The 26,092-nt window shown below is 65.4% G+C and carries 22 protein-coding genes; 10 read left to right on the forward strand and 12 right to left on the reverse strand.

Features of this window, described 5'->3' with window-relative positions:
* The first annotated feature begins 40 nt into the window (after positions 1-40).
* From C1924_RS02700 to C1924_RS02720, 5 genes are all read left to right on the forward strand, one after another.
* A complete protein-coding gene (locus C1924_RS02700) occupies positions 41-1,225 on the forward strand; it encodes a cystathionine gamma-synthase (RefSeq protein WP_108763965.1) in 1,185 nt (394 codons plus the stop codon).
* Positions 1,226-1,329: 104 nt separating this feature from the next.
* A complete protein-coding gene (locus C1924_RS02705; RefSeq protein WP_254051256.1) occupies positions 1,330-2,076 on the forward strand; it encodes an ABC transporter permease in 747 nt (248 codons plus the stop codon).
* Positions 2,066-3,406 (forward strand): ABC transporter ATP-binding protein, encoded by a 1,341-nt coding sequence (locus C1924_RS02710; RefSeq protein WP_108763967.1) that lies wholly within the window; start codon positions 2,066-2,068, stop codon positions 3,404-3,406. Before C1924_RS02705 ends, C1924_RS02710 begins: the two co-directional genes overlap by 11 nt.
* Complete coding sequence (locus tag C1924_RS02715) at positions 3,403-4,815, forward strand: class I SAM-dependent methyltransferase (RefSeq protein WP_216821575.1); 1,413 nt, start codon at positions 3,403-3,405, stop codon at positions 4,813-4,815. Before C1924_RS02710 ends, C1924_RS02715 begins: the two co-directional genes overlap by 4 nt.
* Positions 4,816-4,927: 112 nt before the next feature.
* Complete coding sequence (locus C1924_RS02720) at positions 4,928-7,189, forward strand: glycosyltransferase family 2 protein (RefSeq protein ID WP_254051204.1); 2,262 nt, start codon at positions 4,928-4,930, stop codon at positions 7,187-7,189.
* 354 nt (positions 7,190-7,543) lie between these two features.
* On the opposite strand, the gene C1924_RS02725 is transcribed toward C1924_RS02720, so the two are convergent.
* The 11 genes from C1924_RS02725 to C1924_RS02775 form a co-directional block, all read right to left on the reverse strand.
* Positions 7,544-8,926: a hypothetical protein gene (locus C1924_RS02725; RefSeq protein ID WP_108763968.1), complete on the reverse strand. Its 1,383-nt coding sequence runs from the start codon at positions 8,924-8,926 to the stop codon at positions 7,544-7,546.
* A complete protein-coding gene (locus C1924_RS02730) occupies positions 8,923-9,324 on the reverse strand; it encodes a GtrA family protein (RefSeq protein WP_108763969.1) in 402 nt (133 codons plus the stop codon). The genes C1924_RS02725 and C1924_RS02730 overlap by 4 nt, the downstream gene beginning before the upstream one ends.
* Positions 9,321-10,616 carry an NAD(P)/FAD-dependent oxidoreductase gene (locus tag C1924_RS02735; RefSeq protein ID WP_174208931.1) on the reverse strand — a complete coding sequence of 432 codons (1,296 nt, stop codon included), beginning with the start codon at positions 10,614-10,616 and terminating at the stop codon, positions 9,321-9,323. The genes C1924_RS02730 and C1924_RS02735 overlap by 4 nt, the downstream gene beginning before the upstream one ends.
* Before the next feature lie 325 nt (positions 10,617-10,941).
* On the reverse strand, positions 10,942-12,201 hold the full coding sequence (locus C1924_RS02740) for a hypothetical protein (protein ID WP_108763971.1): 1,260 nt from the start codon (positions 12,199-12,201) through the stop codon (positions 10,942-10,944).
* Between the two features lie 7 nt (positions 12,202-12,208).
* Positions 12,209-13,153, reverse strand: coding sequence for an NAD-dependent epimerase/dehydratase family protein (locus tag C1924_RS02745; RefSeq protein ID WP_108763972.1), 945 nt, complete (start codon positions 13,151-13,153; stop codon positions 12,209-12,211).
* A 1-nt stretch (position 13,154) separates the two neighbouring features.
* A complete protein-coding gene (locus C1924_RS02750; RefSeq protein ID WP_108763973.1) occupies positions 13,155-13,886 on the reverse strand; it encodes an SDR family oxidoreductase in 732 nt (243 codons plus the stop codon).
* Between the two features lie 2 nt (positions 13,887-13,888).
* On the reverse strand, positions 13,889-15,202 hold the full coding sequence (locus C1924_RS02755; protein WP_108763974.1) for an FAD-binding oxidoreductase: 1,314 nt from the start codon (positions 15,200-15,202) through the stop codon (positions 13,889-13,891).
* Positions 15,199-16,617 (reverse strand): UbiA family prenyltransferase, encoded by a 1,419-nt coding sequence (locus tag C1924_RS02760; protein WP_108763975.1) that lies wholly within the window; start codon positions 16,615-16,617, stop codon positions 15,199-15,201. Before C1924_RS02760 ends, C1924_RS02755 begins: the two co-directional genes overlap by 4 nt.
* Positions 16,618-16,730: 113 nt before the next feature.
* Positions 16,731-17,714, reverse strand: coding sequence for a lysylphosphatidylglycerol synthase transmembrane domain-containing protein (locus tag C1924_RS02765; RefSeq protein ID WP_108763976.1), 984 nt, complete (start codon positions 17,712-17,714; stop codon positions 16,731-16,733).
* Positions 17,714-18,652 (reverse strand): electron transfer flavoprotein subunit alpha/FixB family protein, encoded by a 939-nt coding sequence (locus C1924_RS02770; protein ID WP_108763977.1) that lies wholly within the window; start codon positions 18,650-18,652, stop codon positions 17,714-17,716. Before C1924_RS02770 ends, C1924_RS02765 begins: the two co-directional genes overlap by 1 nt.
* Positions 18,652-19,398, reverse strand: coding sequence for an electron transfer flavoprotein subunit beta/FixA family protein (locus C1924_RS02775; RefSeq protein ID WP_032976362.1), 747 nt, complete (start codon positions 19,396-19,398; stop codon positions 18,652-18,654). The genes C1924_RS02770 and C1924_RS02775 overlap by 1 nt, the downstream gene beginning before the upstream one ends.
* A gap of 285 nt (positions 19,399-19,683) precedes the next feature.
* On the opposite strand from C1924_RS02775, the gene rfbB reads away from it, so the two are divergent.
* From rfbB to C1924_RS02800, 5 genes are all read left to right on the forward strand, one after another.
* Positions 19,684-20,739, forward strand: coding sequence for a dTDP-glucose 4,6-dehydratase (gene rfbB, locus C1924_RS02780; RefSeq protein WP_108763978.1), 1,056 nt, complete (start codon positions 19,684-19,686; stop codon positions 20,737-20,739).
* A 14-nt stretch (positions 20,740-20,753) separates the two neighbouring features.
* Positions 20,754-21,641, forward strand: a complete 888-nt coding sequence (rfbA, locus tag C1924_RS02785) for a glucose-1-phosphate thymidylyltransferase RfbA (protein ID WP_108763979.1) — start codon at positions 20,754-20,756, stop codon at positions 21,639-21,641.
* Positions 21,638-22,195 carry a dTDP-4-dehydrorhamnose 3,5-epimerase gene (gene rfbC / locus C1924_RS02790; RefSeq protein ID WP_108763980.1) on the forward strand — a complete coding sequence of 186 codons (558 nt, stop codon included), beginning with the start codon at positions 21,638-21,640 and terminating at the stop codon, positions 22,193-22,195. The genes rfbA and rfbC overlap by 4 nt, the downstream gene beginning before the upstream one ends.
* A complete protein-coding gene (rfbD, locus tag C1924_RS02795) occupies positions 22,192-23,082 on the forward strand; it encodes a dTDP-4-dehydrorhamnose reductase (protein WP_108763981.1) in 891 nt (296 codons plus the stop codon). The genes rfbC and rfbD overlap by 4 nt, the downstream gene beginning before the upstream one ends.
* 188 nt (positions 23,083-23,270) lie before the next feature.
* On the forward strand, positions 23,271-24,701 hold the full coding sequence (locus C1924_RS02800; protein WP_159094747.1) for a hypothetical protein: 1,431 nt from the start codon (positions 23,271-23,273) through the stop codon (positions 24,699-24,701).
* Here C1924_RS02800 and C1924_RS02805 read toward each other — a convergent pair.
* Positions 24,686-26,089 (reverse strand): mannose-1-phosphate guanylyltransferase/mannose-6-phosphate isomerase, encoded by a 1,404-nt coding sequence (locus C1924_RS02805; RefSeq protein ID WP_108763983.1) that lies wholly within the window; start codon positions 26,087-26,089, stop codon positions 24,686-24,688. The genes C1924_RS02800 and C1924_RS02805 overlap by 16 nt on opposite strands.
* Positions 26,090-26,092: the final 3 nt, after the last annotated feature.

Here is a 26,092-nt window from a genome sequence, read left to right on the forward strand (position 1 = left end):
CTTTGACGGCGCCGTACGTCGGCGCCATTCAGGAAACGACATGTCCAACCCCACTTCGCCCGACCGTGCGCTGGCCCTGGCCACGCTGGCCATCCATGGCGGCCAGTCGCCCGACCCGAGCACCGGCGCGGTGATGCCGCCGATCTACGCTACCTCGACCTATGCCCAGTCCAGCCCGGGCGAGCACCAGGGGTTTGAGTACTCACGCACGCACAATCCGACCCGCTTCGCCTACGAGCGCTGCGTGGCCTCGCTGGAAGGCGGCACCCGCGGTTTCGCCTTCGCCTCGGGCATGGCGGCGACCTCTACCGTGATTGAACTGCTGGATGCCGGCAGCCACGTGGTGGCGATGGACGACATCTACGGCGGCAGCTTCCGCCTGTTCGAGCGCGTGCGCCGCCGCACCGCCGGGCTGGATTTCAGCTTCGTCGACCTGACCGATCTGGCTGCGTTTGAGGCCGTCATCACGCCGAAGACGAAGATGGTGTGGATCGAGACCCCGACCAACCCGATGCTGAAGATCGTGGACATCGCCGCGGTCTCTGCCATCGCCAAGCGCCATGGCCTGATCGTGGTGGTGGACAACACCTTCGCCTCGCCGATGCTGCAGCGCCCGCTGGCGCTGGGCGCCGATCTGGTGCTGCATTCGGCCACCAAGTACCTCAATGGTCACTCGGACATGGTGGGCGGCATGGTCGTGGCCGGCGACAACGTCGAACTGGCCGAGCAGATGGCGTTCCTGCAGAACTCGGTGGGGGGCGTGCAGGGGCCCTTTGACAGCTTCCTCGCCCTGCGCGGCCTGAAGACCCTGCCGCTGCGCATGAAGGCGCACTGCACCAATGCGCTGGCCCTGGCGCAGTGGCTGGACAAGCACCCGGCGGTGGAGAAGGTGATCTACCCGGGCCTGCCCTCGCACCCGCAGCATGAACTGGCGGGCAGGCAGATGGCCGGCTACGGCGGCATCGTCTCGATCGTGCTGAAGGGCGGTTTCGAGGCGGCCAAGCGCTTCTGCGAGAAGACCGAACTGTTCACCCTGGCCGAGTCGCTGGGCGGCGTGGAAAGCCTGGTCAACCACCCGGCGGTGATGACCCATGCCTCGATCCCGGTGGCGCGCCGCGAGCAGCTGGGCATCAGCGATGCACTGGTGCGCCTGAGCGTGGGCGTGGAAGACCTGGGCGATCTGCAGGTGGACCTGGAAAGGGCGCTGGGCGGGGCCGCTGAATGAGCGGACCGATCGTTCGCATCACGCCTGCCGGCCGCAGTGCACGCGACAGTCTGCTGACCGGGCCGTTCTCGGCCCTGGGCCTGCACCGCTCGCTGACCCGCGAGATGACCCAGCGTGATATCCGTGGCCGCTATCGTGGTGCCAGCTTCGGCCTGCTGTGGTCGCTGATCAGCCCCTTCATGATGCTGTGCGTCTACACGCTGGCCTTCGGGTACATCCTGAAGAGCCGCTGGCCAGGCGCATCCGGCAACATGGCCGAATTCGCCATGATCCTGTTTGCCGGCCTGATCGTGCACGGCTTCTTCGCCGAGGTGCTGACCCGCAGCCCGAACCTCATCGTCGGCAACAGCAACCTGGTCAAGCGGATCATCTTCCCGCTGCACCTGTTGCCCTGGACGGCGGTCCTTTCGGCGTTGTTCCACCTCGTCGCGAACGCGATCGTGTATCTGGTCATCAGCACCGTGCTGCTGCGTGATCCCCATTGGACGATCGTCCTGCTGCCGGTGGTGGTGCTGCCGCTGGCGATGCTGGCTGTTGGCGTGAGCTGGTTCCTGTCTGCGCTGGGCGTCTACCTGCGCGACGTGGGCCAGGTCATGGGCGTGGTCTCCACGGCAATGCTGTTCCTGTCCTCGGCCATCATCCCGGTGTCCACCCTTCCGGAAAAGTTCCAGTTCGTGTTCAAGCTGAATCCGCTCACCTTCATCATCGACCAGGTGCGCGAAGTGGCCTTCTGGGGCCGGTTGCCCGACTGGAGTGGCCTGGGCCTGTACGCGTTGATGTCGCTGGCCGTGATGTACTTGGGTTTTGCGTTCTTTGAAAAGACCCGCCGAGGATTTGCCGATGTCCTTTGAGATGAACGATGACGCGGTCATCCAGGTCAGCGGTATCGGCAAGTGCTACCAGGTCTATGACAAGCCGGTCCATCGGCTGATGCAGGGCCTGGTGGGCAGCGGCAAGCGCTACTACCGGGAATTCTGGGCGCTGAGGGACATCGGTTTCGAGGTCAAGCGTGGCGAAACCCTCGGCATCGTCGGACGCAACGGGTCGGGTAAGTCGACGCTGCTGCAGCTGATCGCGGGCACCCTGACGCCTACCAATGGTGAGATCGCGGTGCGTGGCCGCGTGGCCGCGCTGCTGGAACTGGGCAGCGGCTTCAATCCCGAATTCACCGGGCGCGAGAACGTCTACCTGAATGCCTCGATCCTTGGCCTGAGCAAGGAACAGATCGACCAGCGGTTTGACCAGATCGCCGAATTCGCCGCCATCGGCGAGTTCATCGAGCAGCCCATCCGCAACTACTCCAGCGGCATGGTGATGCGCCTGGCGTTCTCGGTGATCGCACACGTCGATGCCGATATCCTGATCATCGACGAAGCATTGTCGGTAGGCGATGCGTTCTTCACCCAGAAGTGCATGCGCTTCCTGCGTGACTTCAAGCAGCGCGGCACGTTGCTGTTCGTCAGCCATGACGGTGGCTCGGTCACAGCATTGTGCGACCGGGCGATCTGGCTCGACCAGGGCAACCTGCGCCAGGCCGGCGAGCCCAAGGAAGTGATGGATGCCTATCTGGAAGCGTTCATCGCCGACCGCGAAGGACGTACCGGCAGTGCGCGAGCCGAGTCGGCGCCGCCGGCGCTGGTGGCCAGCCGCGTGCGTGACAAGCGCCTGGATCTGATTGATCGCAGCCAGCTCCGCAACGACATCACGGTGGTCGAGTTCGCACCGGTGGATGGTTTCGGCGAGGGCAAGGCGAAGATCGAGGATGTCTGCCTGTGCGATCTCGAGGGCCGGCAGCTGCCGACGATCGTCGGCGGTGAAACGGTCCGCCTGGAAATCATCGCGCATGCCAGCGAAGACCTGCCGCATGCCATCGTCGGTTTCTATTTCAAGGACCGGCTCGGGCAGCTGCTGTTCGGTGACAACACCGAGACTGCGCGCGTCGGCGGCGATCTTGCCGTGCGTGCCGGCGAGCGTTTCCGCGCGACCTTCGTGTTCCAGATGCCGCGCCTGCAGCAGGGCGATTACTTCATTACTGCCGGCGTGGCGTCCGGCTCCCAGCATGAGCACGTGATCCAGCACTGGATCCACGAAGCCCTTGCATTGCGTTCCCTTGGCCAGGGGTTGCCGGTCGGCATCATCGGCATCCCGATGCATCAGATTGAATTGGAGAGAGTGTCGTGACATCCGAGTTCCGCCTGCAGGATCACCCGGTGATCTTCCTGAAGCCGCATATCACCCACCCCTATGCTTGGGTGGGACACATTCCCTTCATGTATGTCCTGGCGGACCTGCTGCGCCCGCGCAGCTTCGTGGAGCTGGGTACCGATTCGGGCAACTCGTTCCTGGCGTTCTGCCAGGCCGTCAAGGCACTGGGCCTGCAGGCGCAGACGCACTGCTACGCGGTCGATTGCTGGAAGGGGGATGAGCACGCGCGCTTCTACGGCGACCATGTCTACCGGACGCTGTCGGCGTACCAGAAGCCTCGCTATGGTGACTTCTCCACGCTGGTGAAGGCGTACTTCGACGACGCGCTGGAGCAGTTTGAAGACGGCAGCATCGATCTGCTGCACATCGACGGCCTGCATACGTATGAAGCGGTCAAGCATGACTTCGAGACCTGGCTGCCCAAGCTCAGCACTTCGGCGGTCGTGATCTTCCACGACAGCGCGGTGCATGACCGCAACTTCGGCGTGCACACCTTCATGGATGAGCTGCGGGCCACCTACGAGGTGTTCGAGTTCAACCACAGCAATGGCCTGGGTGTGGTGCCGGTCGGTGCCGACGTGCCCGAAGCGTTCAAGGCGTTCATGCGCGAAGCGCTGTCGCGCCCTGAAGCGACGCGGGCGATTTTCGAGGCCGCCGCGTCCGCGCTGCTGGACCCTGAAACCGGCATGCCTTCCAGCGGTGCCGATGCGGTGGAGCATTCGATCGAGTGCCTGATGTATTACCGCAACGATGGCGAAATCTTTGAAGAGACGCGTTCGCTGTCGATCATCCACGCCGGTGGTACCGACGCTACGTTCGAGTTCGAGTTCCCCGCGGGCCAGCGCCCGCACCATGTGCGCGTGGACCCGGCCAGCCTGCCGGGTACCTATCGCCTGGTGAAGGTGGGCCTGCGCGCGGGCGGCGCCACCATGAATCTGTTCGCCGAACCGGGTGCGCCGCGTTTCGTCGTCAACGGCGATGTACTGCCCAGTGCGATCCAGGAAGGCATCCGCTTCGTCAGCCTGCACAACGATCCGTACGTGGAAGTGGATCTGCGCGGCGTGTGGGAACAGCTGGGCAACGATGACCAGGCGGCCACCGTGGTGCTGGGCGTTGCCTATGAGGACGTGGTGACCTCCCCGGCGCTGCAGGCCGTGGCCGTGCGTGCCGCCCAGGCGATCCAGCAGTTGAAGGACACCCTGCAGCGCAAGCGCGACGAGAAGCCGTTGGCCAAGCTGTCCAGCACGGTGCGTGCCCAGCATGCCGCGCTGGAACAGCAGCTGGCAGCACTGCTGCAGGCGCAGGCCGGTCTCGAACAGCGCCTTGCGGCTCTGGCCGGTGACTTGCCGTCTGGCAGTGCAAACCGTGACACTGCGCACACATAATCCAATGTAACGATGACAGACCATCGTCATTGAGAGCAATTAGCCGCAAGCGTGGGGGGCAGGCGTCGCCCACCTTGCGGCCACTGGCGCGGCGATACCGACAGGGAATGACATGATTGAACTGCAGTTGCAACCGATCCGTGGCGTAACGCTGGGCGCGGTCGATTCAAACGGAATGGTTGAGCTGAGTGCTTTCGGCGATGATCCGCAGTGCCGTCTGGTGCCGGCCAAGGGCGAGCAGATCGGCGCTGGCTGGTACGAACTCAGTTTCGTGCTGGAAGAAACGGGGACGCGCATGGTGGACCCGCTGCTGTACCTCAACTGCGGCGCGGGCATGACCGAAGAGGGGCGCGTGCCGGTGCATGTCACGCCTCACGCCGACGGTCTGGCGCGCACGCTGGTGCCGATTGGCGGGCCGTTGATCGAGCTTCGTTTCGACCCCTCCATCGGCCCGTGTGAGGTCCGCATCGGTCGCTTTGCCCTGCGCCGCGTCGGCCAGGCCCATGTGGCCCGTGCGATGTTCAGCGAAGTATTGCAGCACCAACGCGGCCGCCGCGCCAAGCTGCAGTTTTCCCTGGACAGCCTGCGCGCGCTGCTCACGGGCGGGCGCTCGGGCCTGGGCAGTTTCCTGCGTGGGCGCTACAGCGCCATGGCCCTGCACAACGCCTTCGACTATGACGCCTGGGTTGCGCTGTACGGGGCCCTGACTGCGCCGGAACGCGGCGAAATCGAGGCCTGGGAAAAGCCGCCGCTGTTCTCGATCGTGGTGCCCACCTACAACACGCCCGAGAAGTGGCTGCGCCGCTGCGTGCAGACGGTCATCAACCAGAGCTACCCGCACTGGGAACTGTGCGTGGCCGACGATGCGTCGCCGAAGCCGCACGTGGTGGCCGTGCTGAAGGAACTTGCTGCCGCTGATCCGCGCATCAAGTTCGTGGTGCGTGAGCAGAATGGCCATATCTCCGCCTCATCCAATGATGCGCTGAAGCTGGCGACCGGCGATTACATCGTCCTGCTCGACCACGACGACGAGCTGCATCCGCACGCGCTGTATGAAATGGCCAAGGCCTTCCGGGCCAATCCGTCGTGGCAGATGGCGTTCAGCGATGAAGACAAGATCGACGAAAAGGGACGCCGCTTCGATCCGTACTTCAAGGCAGACTGGAACTACGATCTCTTCCTGTCCCACAACTGCATCAGCCACCTTGGCGTGTACTCCCGCGCGTTGGTGGAAAAAGTGGGCGGGTTCCGCCTTGGCTACGAAGGCAGCCAGGATTGGGATCTGGCATTGCGCTGCATCGAGACGCTGGATGACAGCCAGATCGGCCATGTGCCGCACGTGCTTTACCACTGGCGTGCCATCCCCGGTTCCACGGCATTGGGTCCCGGCGAAAAGAGCTACGCCCATTACGCGGCAATGAAGAGCATCCAGTCGCACCTGGACCGTATCGGTCGGGATGCTGAAGTCCTGGATATCCCGAACTTCTCCGGCAACTACCGCGTCCGCAATCGCCTGCCGACGCCGGCGCCGCGTGTTTCGCTGATCATCCCGACGCGTGACCGCGCCGACCTGCTGCGCATGGCGGTGACCTCCATCCTGGAAAAGACCGACTACCCGGATTACGAGATCATCATCGTCAACAACCAGTCGGTGGAACCCGAGGCACTGGAACTGCTGCAGGCGCTGCAGCAGGATCCGCGGGTGAGCGTGATCGACTATGACGCGCCGTTCAACTATTCGGCGATCAACAACCTGGGCGTTTCCAAGGCCACCGGCACGATCGTCGGCCTGCTGAACAACGACATCGAGGTCATCTCCAGCGACTGGCTTACCGAGATGGCCAGCCAGGCGGCCCGCCCGGAAGTGGGCGCGGTGGGGGCCATGCTGTACTTCCCCAACGACAGCATCCAGCATGCCGGCGTGATCCTGGGCTTCAACGGGGTGGGCGTGCACGCCTACGCCGATCGTCCCCGTGGCTGGGTCGGGATGATGCTTCGCGCCCGCCTGCTGCAGAACTTCTCGGCGGTGACCGCAGCGTGCCTGTTGGTGCGCAGGTCCGTGTATGAACAGGTGGGAGGGCTGGATACCGCCCTGCAGGTGGCCTACAACGATCTGGACTTCTGCCTGCGCGTGCGTGAAGCCGGTTACCGCAACCTGTGGACGCCGTATGCCGAGCTCTACCACCATGAATCGGCCAGCCGCGGCAGCGACATGGAAGGCGCGAAGCGCGAGCGCTTCGATCGCGAAGTCGCCCTGGTGATGTCGCGCTGGTCGTCGGTGATCGAAGCCGACCCCGCGTACAACTTCAACCTGGCGGCCACCGGGAACACGTTCGATCTGGCATTCCCACCCCGTCACAGGCGGATTGGCTGAGGTTGGGCTGGATCCACTGCAACGTTGCAGGCTCAGTCTTGTCTGAATGAAGAAGGGCGCCCGAAAGGGCGCCCTTGCTTCGTTCTCATGGGCGTTCCATGCAGCGAATCTGAAAAGCAGACCAGGCCAAGGCAGCATGGCGGTCTCTGCCCTGGTCTGATTCCGAGCGGCCTCACTCCGGAGAAAGCTCAGCATTGCCGTCGATTGTGGCGATCAAGATGGACGAAGCCCGCGTCGATCCCATGATGCGTGACGAACCGCTACACGGCAAAGCCTGACGGCGATGTGCGATAGCCCATGCACCCTCAGTGGGCCGGCGCAGGCTCCTTGCCTAGTGCGATAGCCCATGCACCCTCAGTGGGCCGGCGCAGGCTCCTTGCCTACGGCGGGCACCACCTCGACGAACAGCGCCCCACGCAACGCCGGGTCATCCAGCAGGGCCTTCAGCCGCTCTGCGTTGGGATACGGAATGTGCTGGTACTCCACCTGCAGCGCAGACGGATCGTTGCTGGTCAGGTAACGCAGGACGTTGCGCTGCTGGATCTGCGCGAATTCCGCACGTTCCCGGACCATGGCCATGTCCGCGGGAATGCGGTGCAGCATGCCGGCAGTGAAGGTGACAGCGAACAGGCCGGCAACCAGCACGGCGCCGACGCGTACGGCCGGCGGTCGCGCCATCGTCCGCACCAGCTGCACGGCGAACCAGGCGTTGCCGAACAGTCCGGGGATGAACAGTTCGGTGTACCGCGAGGTGGGCGTTTCCATGCCGTGCCCGCGGCCATAGGCGATGGCCGCACCCTGCAGGGCCGACCAGATGCACAGGCCGGCCATGACCAGTTCGCTGCGGGTTGCCTGCCGGCGCAGCAGCATGCGCGAGATCATCAGCACCGACGGAAGCCACAGGGCCACCACGGCCAAGTGGAGGCTGGACACCGGCCAGCCCAGCACGTGGCTGAGGGCATCGACGAGTTCAAGCGCGCCCTGCGCCTGCAGCGTGCGGTGCTCGGGAATGACCGGGATGGCCACGTAGGCAGCGACGGCGATGCCGGCAAGCACGACCACGCCCCCCAGCGCAGGCCAGCGGCGACCCGGCAGGCAGATGCAGGCCAGCACGTAGGTGGCGCCCACGGCGACAGGGGTGAGCATGCCCGAGGCCATCGTCAATGCGGCGAAGATGCTCAGCCCCACCGCGCCGGCAATGGCGATGATGTTCTCGTGCTGGCGGGCGGCCAGACTGACCGCCAGCAGGCTGGAAAGGATCAGGAAATAGAACTGGCTCTGGAAGCCGACCAGGATGTTCTCCCATGCAAACGGCAGCACCGCTGCAGCAAGCGCTACCAGCACCAGCAGCCCGTCGAAGCGGGACCGGCGCTCATCGCGCAGGGCATGCCACACCAGCAGGGCCGGAATGAAGCAGTACACCAGCGCACTGACCCGCGCCTCGTAGAGATTGTTCCACTGGCCGGTGACCAGGTAGCTGCCCAGGGTGACCAGGCGGGTCGGCAGGATGCGGTGTTCGTTATGCGTGCGGATCAGGTCGGCCCACTGCAGCGTGCCGTCGATCCAGGGCTTGAGCAGGAAGGCCGCTTCGCCGTCCCACTGGTCCCAGTAGGGGATGGGAGCCGCATAGAACTGGATGTACAGCAGCCTGGCCACCAGGGCCAGCAGGGCGACGCCGACAGCGAGGGTGGCGGCCGACGGACCGGTGCGTCGTTCCACGTTCAAGGAAGTGGTCATGGATGCTTCTCGCGGAAGGTGAGCGCTTTGTGCCCCACATAGCTGGTGAAGACCGGCACGGCCACGCCGACGGCGTGCGCCAGCGTTTCCGGGTGGAAGGTCATGCCGACGGCAGGGAACACCCAGCGGGCCAGCACCAGGCTGACCGCCAGCGTCTGCAGCACGGCCAGCAGATTGATGGCAACGAACCACGCCGCCTGGTGGTGCAACGGGTTGTTGGAGGCTTCAAACACGAAGCGGCGGTTCAGCAGGAAGGCCGTCGCCATGCCGATGCAGTACGCCACGACGATGGCCGCTGCATAAGGCATCAGCTGGCTGAGCAGGATGCGCGATCCGAAGTTCGCCGCGGCGGCAATGCCGCCAGCGACGAGAAACCGCAGGAACTGCGGACTGATCATGCCTTCAGCACTTCTTCGACCAGGCGATCGGCCGCCTGCAGGCTTTCCGAAATCGAGCGGTCTTCCGGGTAGTAATAGGCGGTGTCGGCCATGAAGAAGCCGCTCACGGGCGTGCGCATCGCCGGCAGCATGTCCTGGAAGCCCGGCGGGCAGATGGTCTGTGCGAACTCGTAGCGGTGGCAGTGGGTGGCAAGCACCCAGTCGCGCTTGAACTGCGGGTTCAGGCGGGGCAGGTAACCCAGCACCTCTTCGATCAGCTCGGCGTTGGATGCCTTCCACTTGGCATGGGTCTTGGGCATGTAGAACGGCGCGTACAGGACCTTCTGGTCCGGGTGCTCGCCCGGGTTGAGGTTGCTGTATTCGATGACGCCCGGAATGGCGATGCCCGGATCGCTGATGTTCATCCAGAAGTTCTCGCTCACCGCATGCTTGAGCTTGAGGATCACGCAGGCCACGGGAATGTTTTCCACGGCGCGGATCTGCGCGCGGAACGCTTCCGGCAGGCCGGGAACCATGGCCGGCACGTACTGGATGGGCGCGGTGGAGACCACGCCGTCGTAGGCGGTGACGGTGTCGCCGGTACGGATGCCGGTGACCCGGCCCCCTTCGCTGACCACCTCGTCGATGCCCTGGGAGAGGAAGATGCGACCACCCCGGTCGAGGATGTCCTTCTCCATGCGGTCAAGCAGCGTCATCGAGCCGCCTTCGAGGTAGCCCAGGCTCTCGTTCATCAGGTTGCGGCGCGACAGTGCGATGCGCTTGATGCGCGTGCCGATCCAGCTGGCGGACAGGTTGTCCTTGTACTCGAAGAACTTCAGGCGGAAGGCGTCCTTCCACATCACGTTGTAGGCCTTCTCGCCGATCCAGCGACGGATCCAGGTGCCGGCTTCCTCCTTGTCCAGCGCCGTCCAATCCTTGATGCCCTTGGTGTACATCACGTGCAGGGCGTAGCGGAACTTGCTGATCGGCCCCAGGTGCGGGAAGCCGAGCAGGGCGAACGGCGTGCCCCACTTGAACAGGCGGCCATTGTAGAAGTAGCCCATTCTGGTATCGGTCCACTTCAGCGTGTGGCTCAGGCCGTAGCGTTCCAGCAGGGCGAACAACGGGTCATCGGTCTTGCAGATGAAGTGGTAGTAGCGTTCGATGGACAGGCCGTCGAAATCAAAGGCGGCCGACATGCCGCCGATGCGGTCGTCACGCTCGTAGATATCGACCTGGTGCCCGGCGTCGAGCAGGCGGACGGCGGCCATCAGGCCCATGGGACCAGCGCCGACGATGGCATACTTGTTCATGTAACTCCTTGAATTCATTTCAGTATCAACGAGTGCTGCAAAAGGCGGGTACAGGCGAAAACATTTCAGCACGCGCATACGGATCGCTGTCGGCAGGCACTATGACGCAAGTCCGGGGGGGAATCACGCTCGCATACCGGCAACAGGGTTCCCGTGTCGCGGAAGGGCTGTCGCCGGGATCGACACGGGTACCTGAAGATGCAGGTCGACTTCGCCGCGATGGGATGGACGGTACACGTGGCTGGTCCGAGCGCAGGAAGGGTAACTCACGCCGCCTGGGGCACGACGTGCTGCACCGCTACGGTCACAGATGCCCATACCCGATCTATTCTTTGACGACGATGGTCTGGTCCCAGCCCGGAGGATTCAGCGGAATGGTGTGGGTGCCGGGCTGATCAAGTTTGCGGAACACATCGGGACGGCCATAGTCGCTGAACGCGGGTCTGATCAATTTGTCATGGTTCAGCGCGGCCAGGAACAGCACGAACATCGCAACGAACGATACGGCTTCGCGCCGGCTGCCCAACATGTCTTTCAGCACCACGTAGACCACGCACCAGAACACCACCTTGATCGCCAGCATGTAACGATCAGCGCTGAAATTGGCGAGCATCTCCTGGAATGTGACCTTGTGGGCGCCAGCGAGAACCTCAAGCACGGTGAACGCATAAAGCGCAGCGAAGCCCAAGCGCATGCCTACGCTCGCTTTGGCAAAAAAGAGGATATAGATTCCCGCGCCGATGAAGATGAAGGGCCACAGGATGGGGCGCACTGGATTAAAGCCGAAGATATGAAGCGGAACGGCCTGTCCCAGAGTGCCAACCAGAAGCCTGTCCAGAGGGGCACCGTCGCCATGGCTGGAGCTGGCTGTGAGCACAAACCCGAGCTGGATCATTGCCGCAACGACCACGATCGCCCAGGAAATGAGATCACGACTGCCAAGGTATTGCCTGTATTCTGTCCGCCAATTCTCATTGCCGACAAAACGCGATACAAGCGCCCCGCCAACCAGTGCTGCCATGATTATCGTGCAGAGGATGGAGAATGGGCCCGTCAACGCAATGACCGCGATACAGATCCGGGCGCACATGCGCACGGCTGCGGATTGATTGGGTGATCCCAGGAAGCAGAATGACACCAGTGCGAACTGAAGGAACCATTGCGCGTTGGTGATGGTCCCGAATATTTCTCCGTTCGTGGGCGTCAGCAGCATGGCGCCAAGAAACACCACGGGAGGGACGAGCGAGGACAGGTGCTTCGCGCAGATGGTTATGGACATTCCCGCGAGTACGATCGCGCAGGTGTTGTAGATGGTCGGGGTGTGCGCGGCACTGAAGAATGAGGACACCCATGCCACCAGGCGTGGCACCGCATGCAGATAATCTGCGTAGGGGGTCAGCAGTAGGAATCCTCCCTGCTCCATCTGCTGCTTGAGGAACACAGCGCCATCCTCTGCCCACAATTGTGGGTAAGAAAGGCCGTGATTCGACTTCAGTGCAATGATGGCCATGCCAAGCAACAGCAAGGCGACACCACGCCTGTCGATTCTTGCGAAAGACATCCGGAGAGTCTGAGCGGAGTCCATTGTCTTATCAGCGCTCCAGCACGATCTTCGCGTAGCGCGGGTCGGTGTAGCTTTCGCGGATGGCCTCTTCAAACGGCGTCTGCTTCACGCCGAACACGGCCTCGGTGTCGATGCCCTTGAAATCATCGCCGGCACTGAGCGCCTTCAGCTGGTCGGCGGTGAAGGGCGGCTTGCTGCTGAACAGGCTGTAGACCTTCAGCAGGAAGGCGAAGAATCCGATCGGGATATGCACGATGACGGTGTGCAGCTTCTTCACCCGCTTGATGGTGCGGATGATGTCCACGTAGTCCACGCGGGTGTCGCCGACGATGTCGAAGACCTCGCCATCGGGTTCGGTCTCGATGCACCTGGCGATGCAGCGGCAGAAGTCGCGTTCGTACAGCGGCTGGCGCATGAACCGGCCGTCACCGGGAATCGGGAACACGGGGGTGCGTGCCATGAAGCGCGACAGCCAGCCCAGGTGCTTGGGGTCGAACCAGCCGAACATCAGCGTCGGCCGCAGCACGCAGTGGCGCTGGCCGCTGGCAACCACCATTTCTTCCTGCTCGCGCTTGGTGTTGGTGTAGTCATCCTTGGCCACCGAGTTCACTACCGACGAGCTGATGTGCACCATGTAGGGCACGGCGGCGTCCTGGGTCGCCTTCAGCACGTGGCCGGTGGCGGTGATGTTGTTGCGCACGAACAGGTCGGTGGTCTTGCCGGTGATCTGCGCATGCAGCTGCACCACGCAGGCCGCGCCGCTGAACTCGCCGGCCCAGCCGCCCGGTTCGGCCAGGTCGGCCAGCACCACCCGCACGTCCGGGTGCAGTTTCTGCAGGATGTCCAGGTTGTGCGCGTGCTTGTCGATGGCCACCAGCTGGGTGTAGCCCTGCTGCTTGAGCTCGACGATCAGGTTCTGCCCGACCAGCCCGGCGGCCCCGGTGATGACGATCTTGGCGTGCTTGTCGGTCATGTCAGAGCTTGATCCTGCGGAAGACGAATTCGGGAATGTTCTTGATGATCATCATGATCGCCCACCAGAAGCCGGGCAGGTAGGCAACGGCCTTGCGCTTGCCGATGGCCTTGAGGATGCCTGCCGCCACCTTGTCCGGCGTTGCCCACAGCGCGCCCTTCTTGAAGGCGGCCGTCATCGGCGTATCGACAAAGCCCGGCTTGATGACCAGCACGTTGATGCCGGCCGGGCGCAGGCGCTGGCCCAGGCCGCTCAGGTAGGCGGTCACGGCGGCCTTGGCGCTGCCGTAGAGGTAGTTGCTGGCACGGCCACGGTCACCGGCCACCGAGGAGATCACCGCCACGCTGGCGCCGGACTGCAGGCGCTGGGCGAGGGCCGCTGCCAGGGCGATGGTGGAGGTGCCATTGGTGGCGAACTCGCGCAGCGACAGCTCGACCGAGGCATCACAGGCGGCCTGGTCAGGCAGGGTGCCGTGGGCGATGAGCACCGTGTCCACGCTGCCCAGTGCCGACCAGGCGTCGTCCAGCAGCGCACCGTGTGCGGACAGGTCGTTCACGTCCAGCACACCGGTATGCACGTGCTGCGCGCCGCGCACGCGCAGGTCGGCGGCAATGGCGTCCAGCCTGCCGGCACTGCGGCCCACCAGGTAGAGCGCGGCGGCGCGCCCGGCGTACAGGCGCGCGACGGATTCGGCGATGGCCGAGGTGGCGCCGATGATCAGGATCTTCTGCATGCTTACTCCATCACCCGGCGCCAGAAGCCGGATGAGAATCGTGGGTCGATGAAGCGGGAGAATGCTTCCCAGGCCGGGTAGGCCTGGCGGAACAGCACACCGGACATGCGTGCGTCCTTGGCGGCATAGACGGCACCGCCGGCCTCGCTGACGATGCGGTCCAGGCGATCGAGCATCTTCAGCAGTTCCGGCCCGTCATTGGGGAAGTCCAGGGCCAGCGTGGTCCCCGGACGCGGGAATGACAGCATGCCCGGCGAAGGCCGGTCGCCAAATTCCTTCAGCACCGCCAGGAACGAGCCGCGTCCGCTGCGCGCGATCTCCGCCAGCAGGGCGGCGGTGGCATCGCGTGCGACAGCGGGCGGCAGCACGCACTGGTGCTGCAGGAAGCCGCGTGGGCCATACATGCGATTCCAGTGGTTGATGCCGTCCAGCGGGTAGAAGTAGCTCTGGTAGTGCGACAGGTGGCGGGCACGGCGTGCCGGCTGGCGCCAGTAGTACAGCGTGTTGAACGGGCGCAGGGTAAGCGGATTGACCAGCGACACCGGCGGCACGACGGGCATGCTGCGCCGGGGGGCGGCGCTGGGCGTGGCCGCCTGCGCGTCGCCCGGCGCGTGGTCGCCACGCAGGAAATGGCCGCGGCCGAGTTTCGACCCGCTGGCCAGGCAGTCGATCCAGGCGACGGTGTACTCGAAGTCGCTGGCAGATGCACGCGACAGCTCGAAGAAGGCATCCAGGTTGTCAAAGCGGATCGATTCGGTTTCGATCCATGGACCCGGCACGCGCCGCAGCTGCAGCTCGGCCCAGGTAATGAAACCGGTCAGGCCCAGGCCGCCCACCGTGGCAGCGAACAGGCCGCTGTCATCGGCCGGGGTGAGCTGCTGGCGCGAACCATCGCTGCGCAGCAGTTCCAGGCAGCGCACATGGTGGCCGAAGGTGCCGGCGCGATGGTGGTTCTTGCCATGCACATCGTTGCCGATGGCGCCGCCCACGGTTGCATAGCGGGTGCCGGGGGTGACCGGCAGGAACCAGCCACGGGGCAGGGCGATGTCGAGGATGTCGGCCAGGGTGGCACCGGCCTCGCAGCGCACGATGCCGGTGGCCGGATCGAAGCTGATGAAGCGGTCCAGGGCGCGGCTGGTCAGTAGCGAAGCGCCCGGGTTGAGGCAGCTGTCGCCATAGCTGCGGCCATTGCCGTGCGGGAGCACCGTGCCGCCGTCGGGTGGCAACGGCAGCCCCGTTGCGCGGTCGAGCACCGGAACGAGGTGCTGCTGCACACGCGGGTAGCGTCCCCAGGACTGGCCGGACGCTGCACTCATATGGCGATCAGCACGATCAATACGCACAGCGCGATGACGATCTGGCTGCCGCGGTCCATGGCCGCGAACACGATCGGATCGTCATGCATGTCGCCGCGGTGGGAGACGATCCACATGCGGCTGATCCAGTACAGCAGGATCGGGCACAGCAGCCACAGCAGCTTCGGGTTGCGGTAGAGCTCCAGGCTTTCCGGGCTGTTGATGTACAGCGCGAACACCAGCACGCCGATGTAGCCGGCGGCGGCGCCCAGCGACTGCACGAGCGGCAGGTCGGCCACGGAGTAGCCACGGCCGATCGCCGTTCCCTTGCCACTGGCCAGGGCGGAGGCAAGTTCGGTGTAGCGCTTGAGCATGGCCAGGCTGAGGAACACGAACATCGAGAACGCCAGCAGCCAGAACGACAGCTCGGAATTGATCGCCACCGCACCGCCGATGATGCGCACGGTGTACAGCGCGGCCAGCAGCACGACGTCGATCATCACGATGCGCTTGAGCTTGAGCGAATAGCTCAGGGTCATCACGTAGTAGCACAGCAGCACGCCGGCGAAGGCAGGGCTGCATGCCAGGGCCAGGGCGAAACCGGCCAGGGTGATCAGCGGCGCCACCAGCAGGCCATGCAGCAGCGGCAGCGTGCCGGCCGCGAACGGTCGCTTGCGCTTGCGCGGATGCATGCGGTCCGGGGTCAGGTCGAGCAGGTCGTTGAGCAGGTAGACGCCCGACGCACACAGGCCGAACGCGAGGAACGCCGTGCCGGCATCGATGATCGAACCGATATCGAAGAACCGATGCGCGGTCAGCAGCGGTACCAGCACCAGCAGGTTCTTCAGCCACTGGTAGACGCGCAGCGCCTTGATCCAGGTGATCAGGCCGCCGTTCTGCGAGGGCAGGTGGGCCAGCACCTCGGTCTGCCGGGCGGCGGCGTTGGCCAGCCCGGTGCCATTGTTGACCACGATCGCGCCACCGGCATGGGCCCACACCTTCAGGTCGACCTGGCCATTGCCCATGTAATCGAAGCCGCGTTCGCCAAAGCGCGCGGCCAGGGCCTGGCCCTTGTTGCTGCCGGACAGGTTGGTCTGGCCATCGCTGGCCATCACTTCCTCGAACAGGCCCAGATGGTCGGCGATGGGTTGCACCAGCAGGCGGTCGGAGGCAGTACACAGCACGCGCGGGCGCTGCGTGGTGGTGCGCAGGATTTCCAGCACGCGCTCGTCGTAGGGCAGGGTCTCGGCGGGCAACTGCACGCGCGACGCCAGCTGGCGCTTCACGTAGGCCTTGCCCCGCAGCAGCCAGAACGGCACCAGGAAAATGTACAGCGGGTGGTGGGCCAGCAGGGCCAGCAGGGACTCGTAAAGGATGTCCGAGCGCAGCAGGGTGCCGTCAAGATCGACGCAGAGCGGGCGGTGGGAGGCCGTCACAGCGGGAATGCTCCGGGGTGTGCTGCATCGAAATGTTGCATTGCTGAACCTTATGTTTCGTCAGTTGACCGACTGGATGATAAATGAAGGTGGTGACCGGGTCAGTACGGGCCTCAGCGCCTGGCTGCAGCCCTCAGCGCGCGGGATTCCAGCGCGGCCATGGCCAGCATGCCCACCAGGACGGCCAGCCACAGACTGGCCAGGCGGATGCCGATGGCAATGGCCAGTGCAGCGTCCGCCTTGATGCCGCAGGCCACCAGCATCAGCACGATGGCCGCTTCGGTGGTGCCGACGCCGCCGGGTACGAAGGACAGTGCGCCGATCAGCATCGCCATCGGGTAGATTCCCAGCAGCAACGGGGCCGGCACGCTGATGCCCGAGCTGTGGCACAGCCAGGCGAAGGCTGCTGCTGTCAGCGACCATGCCGCGCTGCCCCAGCCCATGCTGCCCAGCAGCAGTCGGGTGCGCAGCAGGGGCGCCAGCGCGGTGCCACCATCAATCAGGAAGTCCGCCGTGCGCCGCACGCGGGTGCCCGGCAGGCGTGCGCTCAGCCCGCGCGCCCACCGCGCCAGCGGCGGCCAGCAGGCAAGGGCAAGCAGTGCCAGCAGCACTACGAGAATGATCAGCACAAGCATGCCGAACGCCGGAAACAGCGTGGCTGCCCCGATCGACAGCAGCGTGATGATGAGCAGGTCGATGGCCCGCTCGAAGATGAAGGCGGTCAGCGTGGCCTGGGCGGGAATGCCCTGCCAGCTGAAGTAGCGGATGCGCAGCAGCTCACCGGCCTTGCCTGGTGATGCCGTGAACGCGAAGCCGGCGAGGTAGGCCACCAGTCCCTGCCACCAGGCATGGACGGGATGGCCCTGTGCCGCGAGCACGCGGCGCCAGCGCTGGTAGCGGCAGACATAACTGAGCAGCACCAGGGCGGCGCAGGCAGACAGGGGCACTGCAAGTTCGGCCAACTGCGACAGGATGTTCCGGTCGCGATCGAAGTACGCCAGTGCGGCCAGATAGACCACGGCAATGGCGGTGACCCAGAGGCCCGCACGCCCTCCGCGTGCCGGCTGCACCGGCAGCGGAGGGCGGAGGTGGGTCATTACAGTGCCTTTTCCAGCTCCGGCAGGACCGCAAACAGATCGCCGACCAGGCCGATGTCGGCGATCTCGAAGATCGGCGAATCCGCATCCTTGTTGATGGCAACGATCGTGCCGGCGTCCTTGATGCCGGTCAGGTGCTGGATGGCACCGCTGATGCCGACGGCCACGTACAGTTCCGGCGCGATGATCTTGCCGGTCTGGCCGACCTGCAGGTCGCTGGGCACATAGCCGGCGTCAACCGCGGCGCGCGAGGCACCGACGGCGGCACCGAGCTTGTCGGCCAGCTGGAAGATGACCTTGAAGTTCTCTTCCGAGCCGACGCCACGGCCACCGGAGACCACGCGCTTGGCGCTCTGCAGGTCCGGGCGGTCGCTTGCACCGGCGGCCAGGCCGACGAAGCGGGTGTGCGCAGGCAGGGCGGCATCGACGCTGGCCGCTTCAACGGTGGCGCTGCCACCCTGGGCGGCTTCCGGCCACGATGCGGCACGCACGGTGGCGACCACGACCTGGTCGGCCGGTGCTTCCACGGTGATGATGGCGTTGCCGGCATAGATCGGGCGCTTGAAGGTGTGGCTGCCTTCCACAGCCATCAGGTCCGATACCTGGTTCACGCCCAGCAGGGCGGCCACGCACGGCATCAGGTCCTTGCCGAACGTGGTGGACGGGCCGAACACGTGGCTGTAGCCCTTGGCCAGCTGCGCGATCTGCGGGGCCAGCACCTGGGCGATGGCCTGCGCGTTGGCGGCGTTGGCCACGGTCAGGACCTTGGCGACGCCGGCGATCTTCGCGGCTTCAGCCGCCACGGCGGCCGGGTCGGCGGCCAGCACCAGCACGTCGATGCTGGCACCGTTGATGGCGGCAGCGGCGCTGACGGTCTTGGCGGTGGCGGCGTTGAGCTTGCCGTCGTGGTGCTCGGCGATGACGAGAATCTTGCTCATTACAGCAGCCCCTTCTGCTTGAGTGCGGCAACCAGTTCGGCCGCGTCTTTGACCATCACACCCTTGCTGCGCTTGGACGGCGCGGCGTACTGGGTGGTCTTGAAGGTATCGGCGGCTTCAACGCCGAGGTCGGCCAGCTGCAGGGTTTCCAGCGGCTTGGCCTTGGCCTTCATGATGTCCGGCAGCTTGATGAAGCGCGGCTCGTTCAGGCGCAGGTCGGTGGTGACCACCGCCGGCAGGTCCACTTCCAGCGTTTCCAGGCCGGCGTCGACTTCGCGGGTCACCGTGGCCTTGCCGTCGGCAATGTCCAGCTTGCTGGCGAAGGTCGCCTGCGGGCGGCCCCAGAGCGTGGCCAGCATCTGGCCGGTCTGGTTGGCGTCATCATCGATGGCCTGCTTGCCCAGGATCACCAGGTCCGGCTGTTCCTTCTCGACCAGCTTGAGCAGGGTGCGTGCGGCGGTGAGCGGCTGGATGGCCTGGTCGGTGACGACGTGAATGGCTCGGTTTGCGCCCATCGCCAGGCCGTTGCGCAGGTGCGCCTGGGCATCGGCGGGAGCGATGGTGGCCACCACGACTTCGGTCGCGATGCCCTTGTCGCGCAGGCGCAGGGCTTCTTCCAGCGCGATTTCATCGAAGGGGTTGGGGGACAGCTTGACGCCATCGGTGACCACGCCGGAACCGTCCGGCTTGACCTGAATGCGGACGTTGTAGTCCACCACGCGCTTGTACGCGACGAGGATTTTCATCTGGTACTCGATCCTTGTAGTGCCGGCCCCTGGCCGGTTCACAGTAACGGGAAACGTCCGGTCCTCGCACAGCAACCGGTTCGGGGGTGGGATCCCGATTCTAGCTGGCTTGAGGTGACCATGCGAATGCGTATGGTTTTGCTGCGGTGCCGCAAAAAGGTGGCTTCCGGCGTCATTGTTCACGTCCTGCACGCAGTCGTGAAGAAGACCGCGATGTATGCTGTGCCGCTGTGCCGGGGCCCGTGGGGCGCCGCTGGAAGAACTCAAATAACAGGAGAACAGGTAGTGCCCACATGGCTTGTCACCGGCGGCGCCGGATTCATTGGCGGTAACTTCGTTCTCGAAGCGGTCGCCCGCGGCATCAAGGTCGTCAATCTCGACGCACTGACCTACGCCGGCAACCTGAAGACCCTGTCCAGCCTGGACGGCAACCTGGACCACGTGTTCGTGCAGGGCGACATCGGCGACAGTGCGCTGGTCGCCCGCCTGCTGGCCGAGCACCGCCCCGACGCGGTGCTGAACTTCGCCGCCGAAAGCCACGTGGACCGGTCCATCGATGGGCCGGGTGCCTTCATCCAGACCAACGTGGTCGGCACCCTGGGCCTGCTGGAAGCGGTGCGTGACTACTGGAAGGCGCTGCCGGCCGAGCAGGGCGCGGCCTTCCGCTTCCTGCACGTGTCCACCGACGAGGTGTACGGCACGCTGGGCGAGACCGGCAAGTTCAGCGAGACCACCCCGTACGCGCCCAACTCGCCGTACTCGGCGTCCAAGGCCGCTTCGGACCACCTGGTGCGTGCGTTCCACCACACCTACGGGTTGCCGGTGCTGACCACCAACTGTTCCAACAACTATGGCCCCTACCACTTCCCCGAGAAGCTGATCCCGCTGGTGATCGCCAAGGCCCTGGCCGGCGAGCCGCTGCCGGTGTACGGCGATGGCAAGCAGGTGCGCGACTGGCTGTTCGTGACCGACCACTGCGAAGCGATCCGTACCGTGCTGGCCAAGGGCCAGGTCGGCGAGACCTACAACGTCGGCGGCAACTCGGAAAAGCAGAACATCGAGGTGGTGCAGGCGATCTGCGCGCTGCTCGATGCGCGCCGCCCGCGTGAGGATGGCCAGCCGCGCAGCAGCCAGATCACCTACGTGGCCGATCGTCCCGGCCATGACCGCCGCTACGCGATCGATGCCTCGAAGCTTAAGAACGACCTGGGCTGGGAACCGGCCTACACCTTCGAGCAGGGCATTGCCTTCACCGTCGATTGGTACCTGGACAACCAGGAATGGGTGAACGGCGTGCTCGACGGCAGCTACCGCCTGCAGCGCATCGGCACCAGCGCCTGAAACCAGGAGACGACATGACGCAGCGTAAAGGCATCATCCTTGCCGGCGGCTCCGGCACCCGGCTGTACCCCATCACCAAGGGCGTCAGCAAGCAGCTGCTGCCGGTGTACGACAAGCCGATGATCTACTACCCGCTCAGCGTGCTGATGCTGGCGGGCATCCGTGAAGTGCTGATCATCAACACGCCGCACGAACAGGCCCTGTTCCAGCAGTTGCTGGGCGATGGTTCGCAGTGGGGCATGGACATCCAGTACGCCGTGCAGCCGAGCCCGGACGGGCTGGCGCAGGCTTACCTGATCGGCCGCGATTTCGTAGCCGGCAAGCCCAGCTGCCTGGTGCTGGGTGACAACATCTTCCATGGCCATGGCCTGCGCGAGGTGCTCAAGCGCGCCGATGAGCGGGTGAACGGTTCCACCGTGTTCGGCTACTGGGTGAACGACCCGGAGCGCTATGGCGTGGCCGAGTTCGATAAGGGTGGCAAGGTGATCGACCTGGTGGAGAAGCCGGAGAACCCGCGCTCCAACTACGCCGTGACCGGCCTGTACTTCTACGATGGCAACGCCAGCGATCATGCCGCCGAGCTGAAGCCGTCGCCGCGCGGCGAGCTGGAGATCACCGATCTCAACAAGCGCTACCTGGCCGACGGCAACCTGCATCTGGAAGCGCTGGGCCGCGGTTATGCCTGGCTCGATACCGGCACCCACCAGTCGCTGCTGGAAGCCTCCAACTTCATCGAGACCATCCAGACGCGGCAGGGCCTGCAGGTGTGCTGCCCTGAGGAAATCGCCTTCGGCCAGGGCTGGATCAACGCCGAGCAGCTGGAGGCACTGGCTGCCCCGCTGATCAAGAATGGCTACGGCCAGTACCTGCACAAACTTGCCCTGCGTGGAGTCGTTCCGTGAAAGTGATTGAAACCAAGTTGCCCGGCTGCGTAGTGATCGAGCCGGCTGTGTTCGGCGATGCGCGTGGCTACTTCTTCGAGACCTGGAACGCCGAACGCTTCGCCGCGCTGGGCCTGCCGGACCGGTTCGTGCAGAGCAACGTGTCCACCTCGGCGCAGGGCGTGCTGCGCGGCCTGCATTACCAGTGGCCGCGCCCGCAGGGAAAGCTGGTCAGCGTGCTGGAAGGCGAGGTCTATGACGTGGCCGTCGACATCCGTCGCGGCTCGCCGACCTTCGGCCAGTGGGATGCGGTGGTGCTGAGCGCGGAAAACAAGAAGCAGTTCTGGATTCCGGAAGGCTTCGCCCATGGTTTTGCCGTGCTCTCCGAACGCGCGGTGTTCAGCTACCTGTGCACCGAGGTCTATCTGAAGGACTTCGATGCCGGCGTGCGCTGGAATGACGCAGACATCGCCGTCGACTGGCCGGTGAGTGCGCCCACCCTGTCGGCCAAGGACGAGAACGCGCCCTTCCTGAAAGACATCGCCGAAGACCGCCTGCCGGTCTACACCCCATGACCGTGCTGGTATTTGGCGGCAACGGGCAGGTCGGCCAGGAGCTGCTGCGCGCGCTGGCCCCGCTGGGGCCGGTGGTGGCGACCACCCGCAGTGGCCAGCTGCCCGACGGCAGTGCGTGCGAGGTGGCCGACTTCGGCCAGCCCGACAGCCTGCCAGCGTTGCTGGACCGGCTGCAGCCGTCGGTGGTGGTGAATGCTGCGGCATATACCGCCGTGGACCGTGCCGAGCAGGACGTGGAGGCCGCGTTCGCGGCCAACGCGCAGGCGCCGGGCGTGATCGCGCGCTGGTGCGCGGCCCAGGGCGTGCCGTTCGTGCATTACTCCACCGACTATGTGTTCGATGGCCAGGGCAGCGCGCCCTACCGCGAAGACGAAGCGACCGCGCCGCTGGGCGTGTACGGCACCAGCAAGCGCGATGGCGAAGAGGCGGTGCGTGCTGCCGGCGGCCGTCACCTGATCTTCCGCACGGCCTGGGTGTATGCCTCGCACGGCGCCAACTTCCTGCGCACCATGCTGCGGGTAGGCGCCGAGCGCGACCAGCTGCGGGTGGTGGCTGACCAGATCGGCACGCCGACGCCGGCTGCGCTGATCGCCGATGTCACTGCGCAGGCATTGCAACATCCGGGCACGTTGTCGGGCACCTGGCACCTGACCGCCAGTGGCCAGACCAGCTGGCATGGGTTTGCCGAAGCGATCTTCGCCGAGGCGCTGGCCCGCGGCGTGCTGGTCAAGGTGCCGACGGTGGAAGCCATTGCCAGTTCCGAGTATCCCACCCCGGCCAAGCGTCCGGCGTGGTCGGTGCTGGACAACCGCAGGCTGCAGCAGGATTTCGGCATCACCCTGCCGGCGTGGCAGGACGGCCTGAAGCGGGTCATCGCTGAAATCTGATGGATGCCCGTGCATTGGGGTGGACAGAAGCCCGGCCTCGGCCGGGCTTCTGCGTTCTGCGGCCGTGGCATGCCATCGCGATGAGCGCCGCGCGGGGGCGGTATCGGTGATTGTGGACTACCCTGTGCGGCAGGATCATTCCGCGCAACGTGTCCCCATCGTTGCGCCGCACCTTCAAGGACGCACCGATGCATCTGTCCCGTTCCACGCTGCGCGTTTCGCGTGGTGTTTCTCCGTTCGCGCTCGCCGTGAGTGTATCCGCGCTGGCCCTGGTGGCCAGGCTGTTGTACGTGCAGTGCTTTGCCACGCCCATGCCCTATATGGACCAGTGGGATGGAGAATGGGCGGGCGCGCTCAAGCCCTGGCTGGAAGGCGCGCTGCACTGGCAGATGCTGATCGCTCCGCATAACGAACACCGCATCCTGCCCACGCGCCTGGTCACGCTGCTGTCGTATATGGCCACCGGCGAGTGGAACAACGTCCATGAAGCGCGGATCGCCGCTGTCGTTTTCTGCTTCATTCCCGGACTGCTGACCTGGCACGCGCTGCGCGACGCAGAGGCGTCGGCGCGCCGCTGGATGCCGCTGCTGGCGGTCCTGCTGTCGGTGCTGCCGTTCGCATGGGAAAACGTCCTGGTCGGCTTCCAGTCGCAGTTCTATTTCCTGATCCTGTCCAGCCTCGTGGCCATCGCGCTGGTGGCCCGGCATCACCAGAGCATCGCCGCCCTGGCCGCTGCGGTGGCGCTGAGCATGTTTGCCTGCGCCACCATGGCCTCGGGCCTGCTGACCGCCGTGGCCACGGGCGCGACCTGCGTCATGGCCTGCCTCTGCCTGCCGGGGCGTCGAGGTCCCGCGCTGTGCGCGACCGCGTTGCTGGCGGTCATTGCCATCGCGGCCTGCGCGTGGGTCCCGGTCATCGACGCCCATGCGGTCCTGCGTGCGCAGAGCGTCGGCGAATTCGTCCACGCCGCTGGCCGGGTGCTGTCATGGCCGATGCGCTCGGCACCCTTCGCGCTGATCATCTGGCTGCCGGCAGGGGTGATGATCGTCCGCATGCTGGTGCACCGCAGGGCGTCGCCCGCCGATCTGGTGATGGCCGGGCTGTGCCTGTGGTCCGCGCTGCAGGCGCTGGCCATTGCCTACGGCCGTGGGCATGAGATGCGTGCGCCCATGTCCCGCTATACGGAACTGTTCGTCCCCGGGTTGTTTGCCAGTGCGTGGTTCGCCCTCCGGTTGTGGAGCGACGCCGGCCAGGGCGCGCGATGGTGTACGGCTACACGCACGGTCGTGGTCCTGTTCGCGCTGGTGGTGGCCTGGCCGCTGCTGGGCCGGGCCGGCAAGGACGCGGTCAAGCTCCAGCAGTTCTCTGCCGCAGCACGGCTGCAGCAGGACAACGTGCAGCGCCATCTGGCCGGTGATGACCTGCTGGCGCCGCTTCAGGCCGATGGATTCGAGCTGCCCTATCCGGACGCGGAAAGCCTGAAGCAACGCCTGGCTGATCCGCTGCTGCTCCGGGTCCTGCCCGGCCAGCGGGCTGAACCGGCGCCGCCGGGCGGCGCCGGTCTTCCGCCGGCGGCTTACAGCGCGCCGGCGGCGGGGGCGGTTCAACTGCGCCCGTAGGTGTCCTCGAAGCGGACGATGTCATCCTCACCCAGGTAGCTGCCGGACTGCACTTCGATCAGTTCCAGCGGCAGCTTGCCCGGATTGCGCAGGCGATGGGTCACGCCCAGCGGGATGTAGGTGCTCTGGTTTTCGCTCAGCAGGATCACCTCGTCGCCGCGGGTCACCTCGGCGGTGCCGCTGACCACGATCCAGTGTTCGGCGCGATGGTGGTGCATCTGCAGGCTGAGCGTGCCGCCGGGCTTGACCGTGATGCGCTTGACCTGGAAGCGTTCGCCGTTGTCGATTGAATCGTAGGCACCCCACGGGCGATACACCTTGCGGTGCCAGGTCGCTTCGCTGCGGCCCTCGGCCTTCAACTGCGCCACCACGGTCTTGACCTCCTGCATGCGATCAGCCTTGCCGACCAGCACCGCATCGTCGGTCTCCACCACGATCACGTCGTCCAGCCCCACCATCGCCACCAAGCGCTGGCCGTAGGCGTAGGTGTTGCGGCAGTCGATGGCGATCACATCGCCCTGGTGCGCATTGCCGTCGCCATCCTGCTGCGAGACATCACGCAGCGCAGTCCACGAACCGACATCGTTCCAGCCCGCGTCGAGCGGGATGACAACCGCATCGGCGGTCTTTTCCATCACCGCGTAGTCGATGGAATCGGACGGCACCGCCGTGAACGCCTCCTTGTCCAGGCGGGTGAAGTCGGCATCACGGCGCGACTGCTGCCAGGCCGTACGGCTGCCCGCCAGCATCGCCGGCTGGAAGCGTTCCAGTTCCTGCAGGTAACGCGAGGCCTTGAACAGGAACATGCCGCTGTTCCAGTAGTACTGGCCGCTGGCGACGTAGCCGGTGGCGGTGTCCAGGTCGGGCTTCTCGACGAAGCGTTCGACGGCGCGCAGGCCCAGGCCATCGGCCGCCTTGATGTAGCCATAGCCGGTTTCCGGCCCCGTGGGCACGATGCCGAAGGTCACCAGCTTGCCGGTTTCGGCTGCACTGGCGGCCGCCTGCACGACGCTGCGGAAGGCGGCTTCGTCGGTGATCACGTGGTCCGAGGGCAACACCAGCAGCAGTGCATCGGCACCGTCGCGCGTGGCTTCCAGGGCAGCGACCGCAATCGCCGGCGCGGTGTTGCGGCCGACCGGTTCGAGGATGATCGCTGCCGGTTCGGCACCGACCTGCTGCAGCTGTTCGGCGGCAACGAAGCGATGCTCCTCGTTGGCGATGACCAGCGGGCCGCGGCTGGCGATGGGAGCCACCCGCTGCCAGGTGGCCTGCAGCATGGTCAGCTGGCCGGCCAGCGGCAGGAACTGCTTCGGGTAGGCCTCGCGCGAAAGCGGCCAGAGCCGCGTGCCGGAGCCGCCGGACAGAATGACAGGTTGGATGCTGCTCATGGA

The sequence above is a fragment of the Stenotrophomonas sp. ESTM1D_MKCIP4_1 genome (genome assembly GCF_003086895.1).
In the GTDB taxonomy this organism is placed as follows: Bacteria; Pseudomonadota; Gammaproteobacteria; order Xanthomonadales; family Xanthomonadaceae; genus Stenotrophomonas.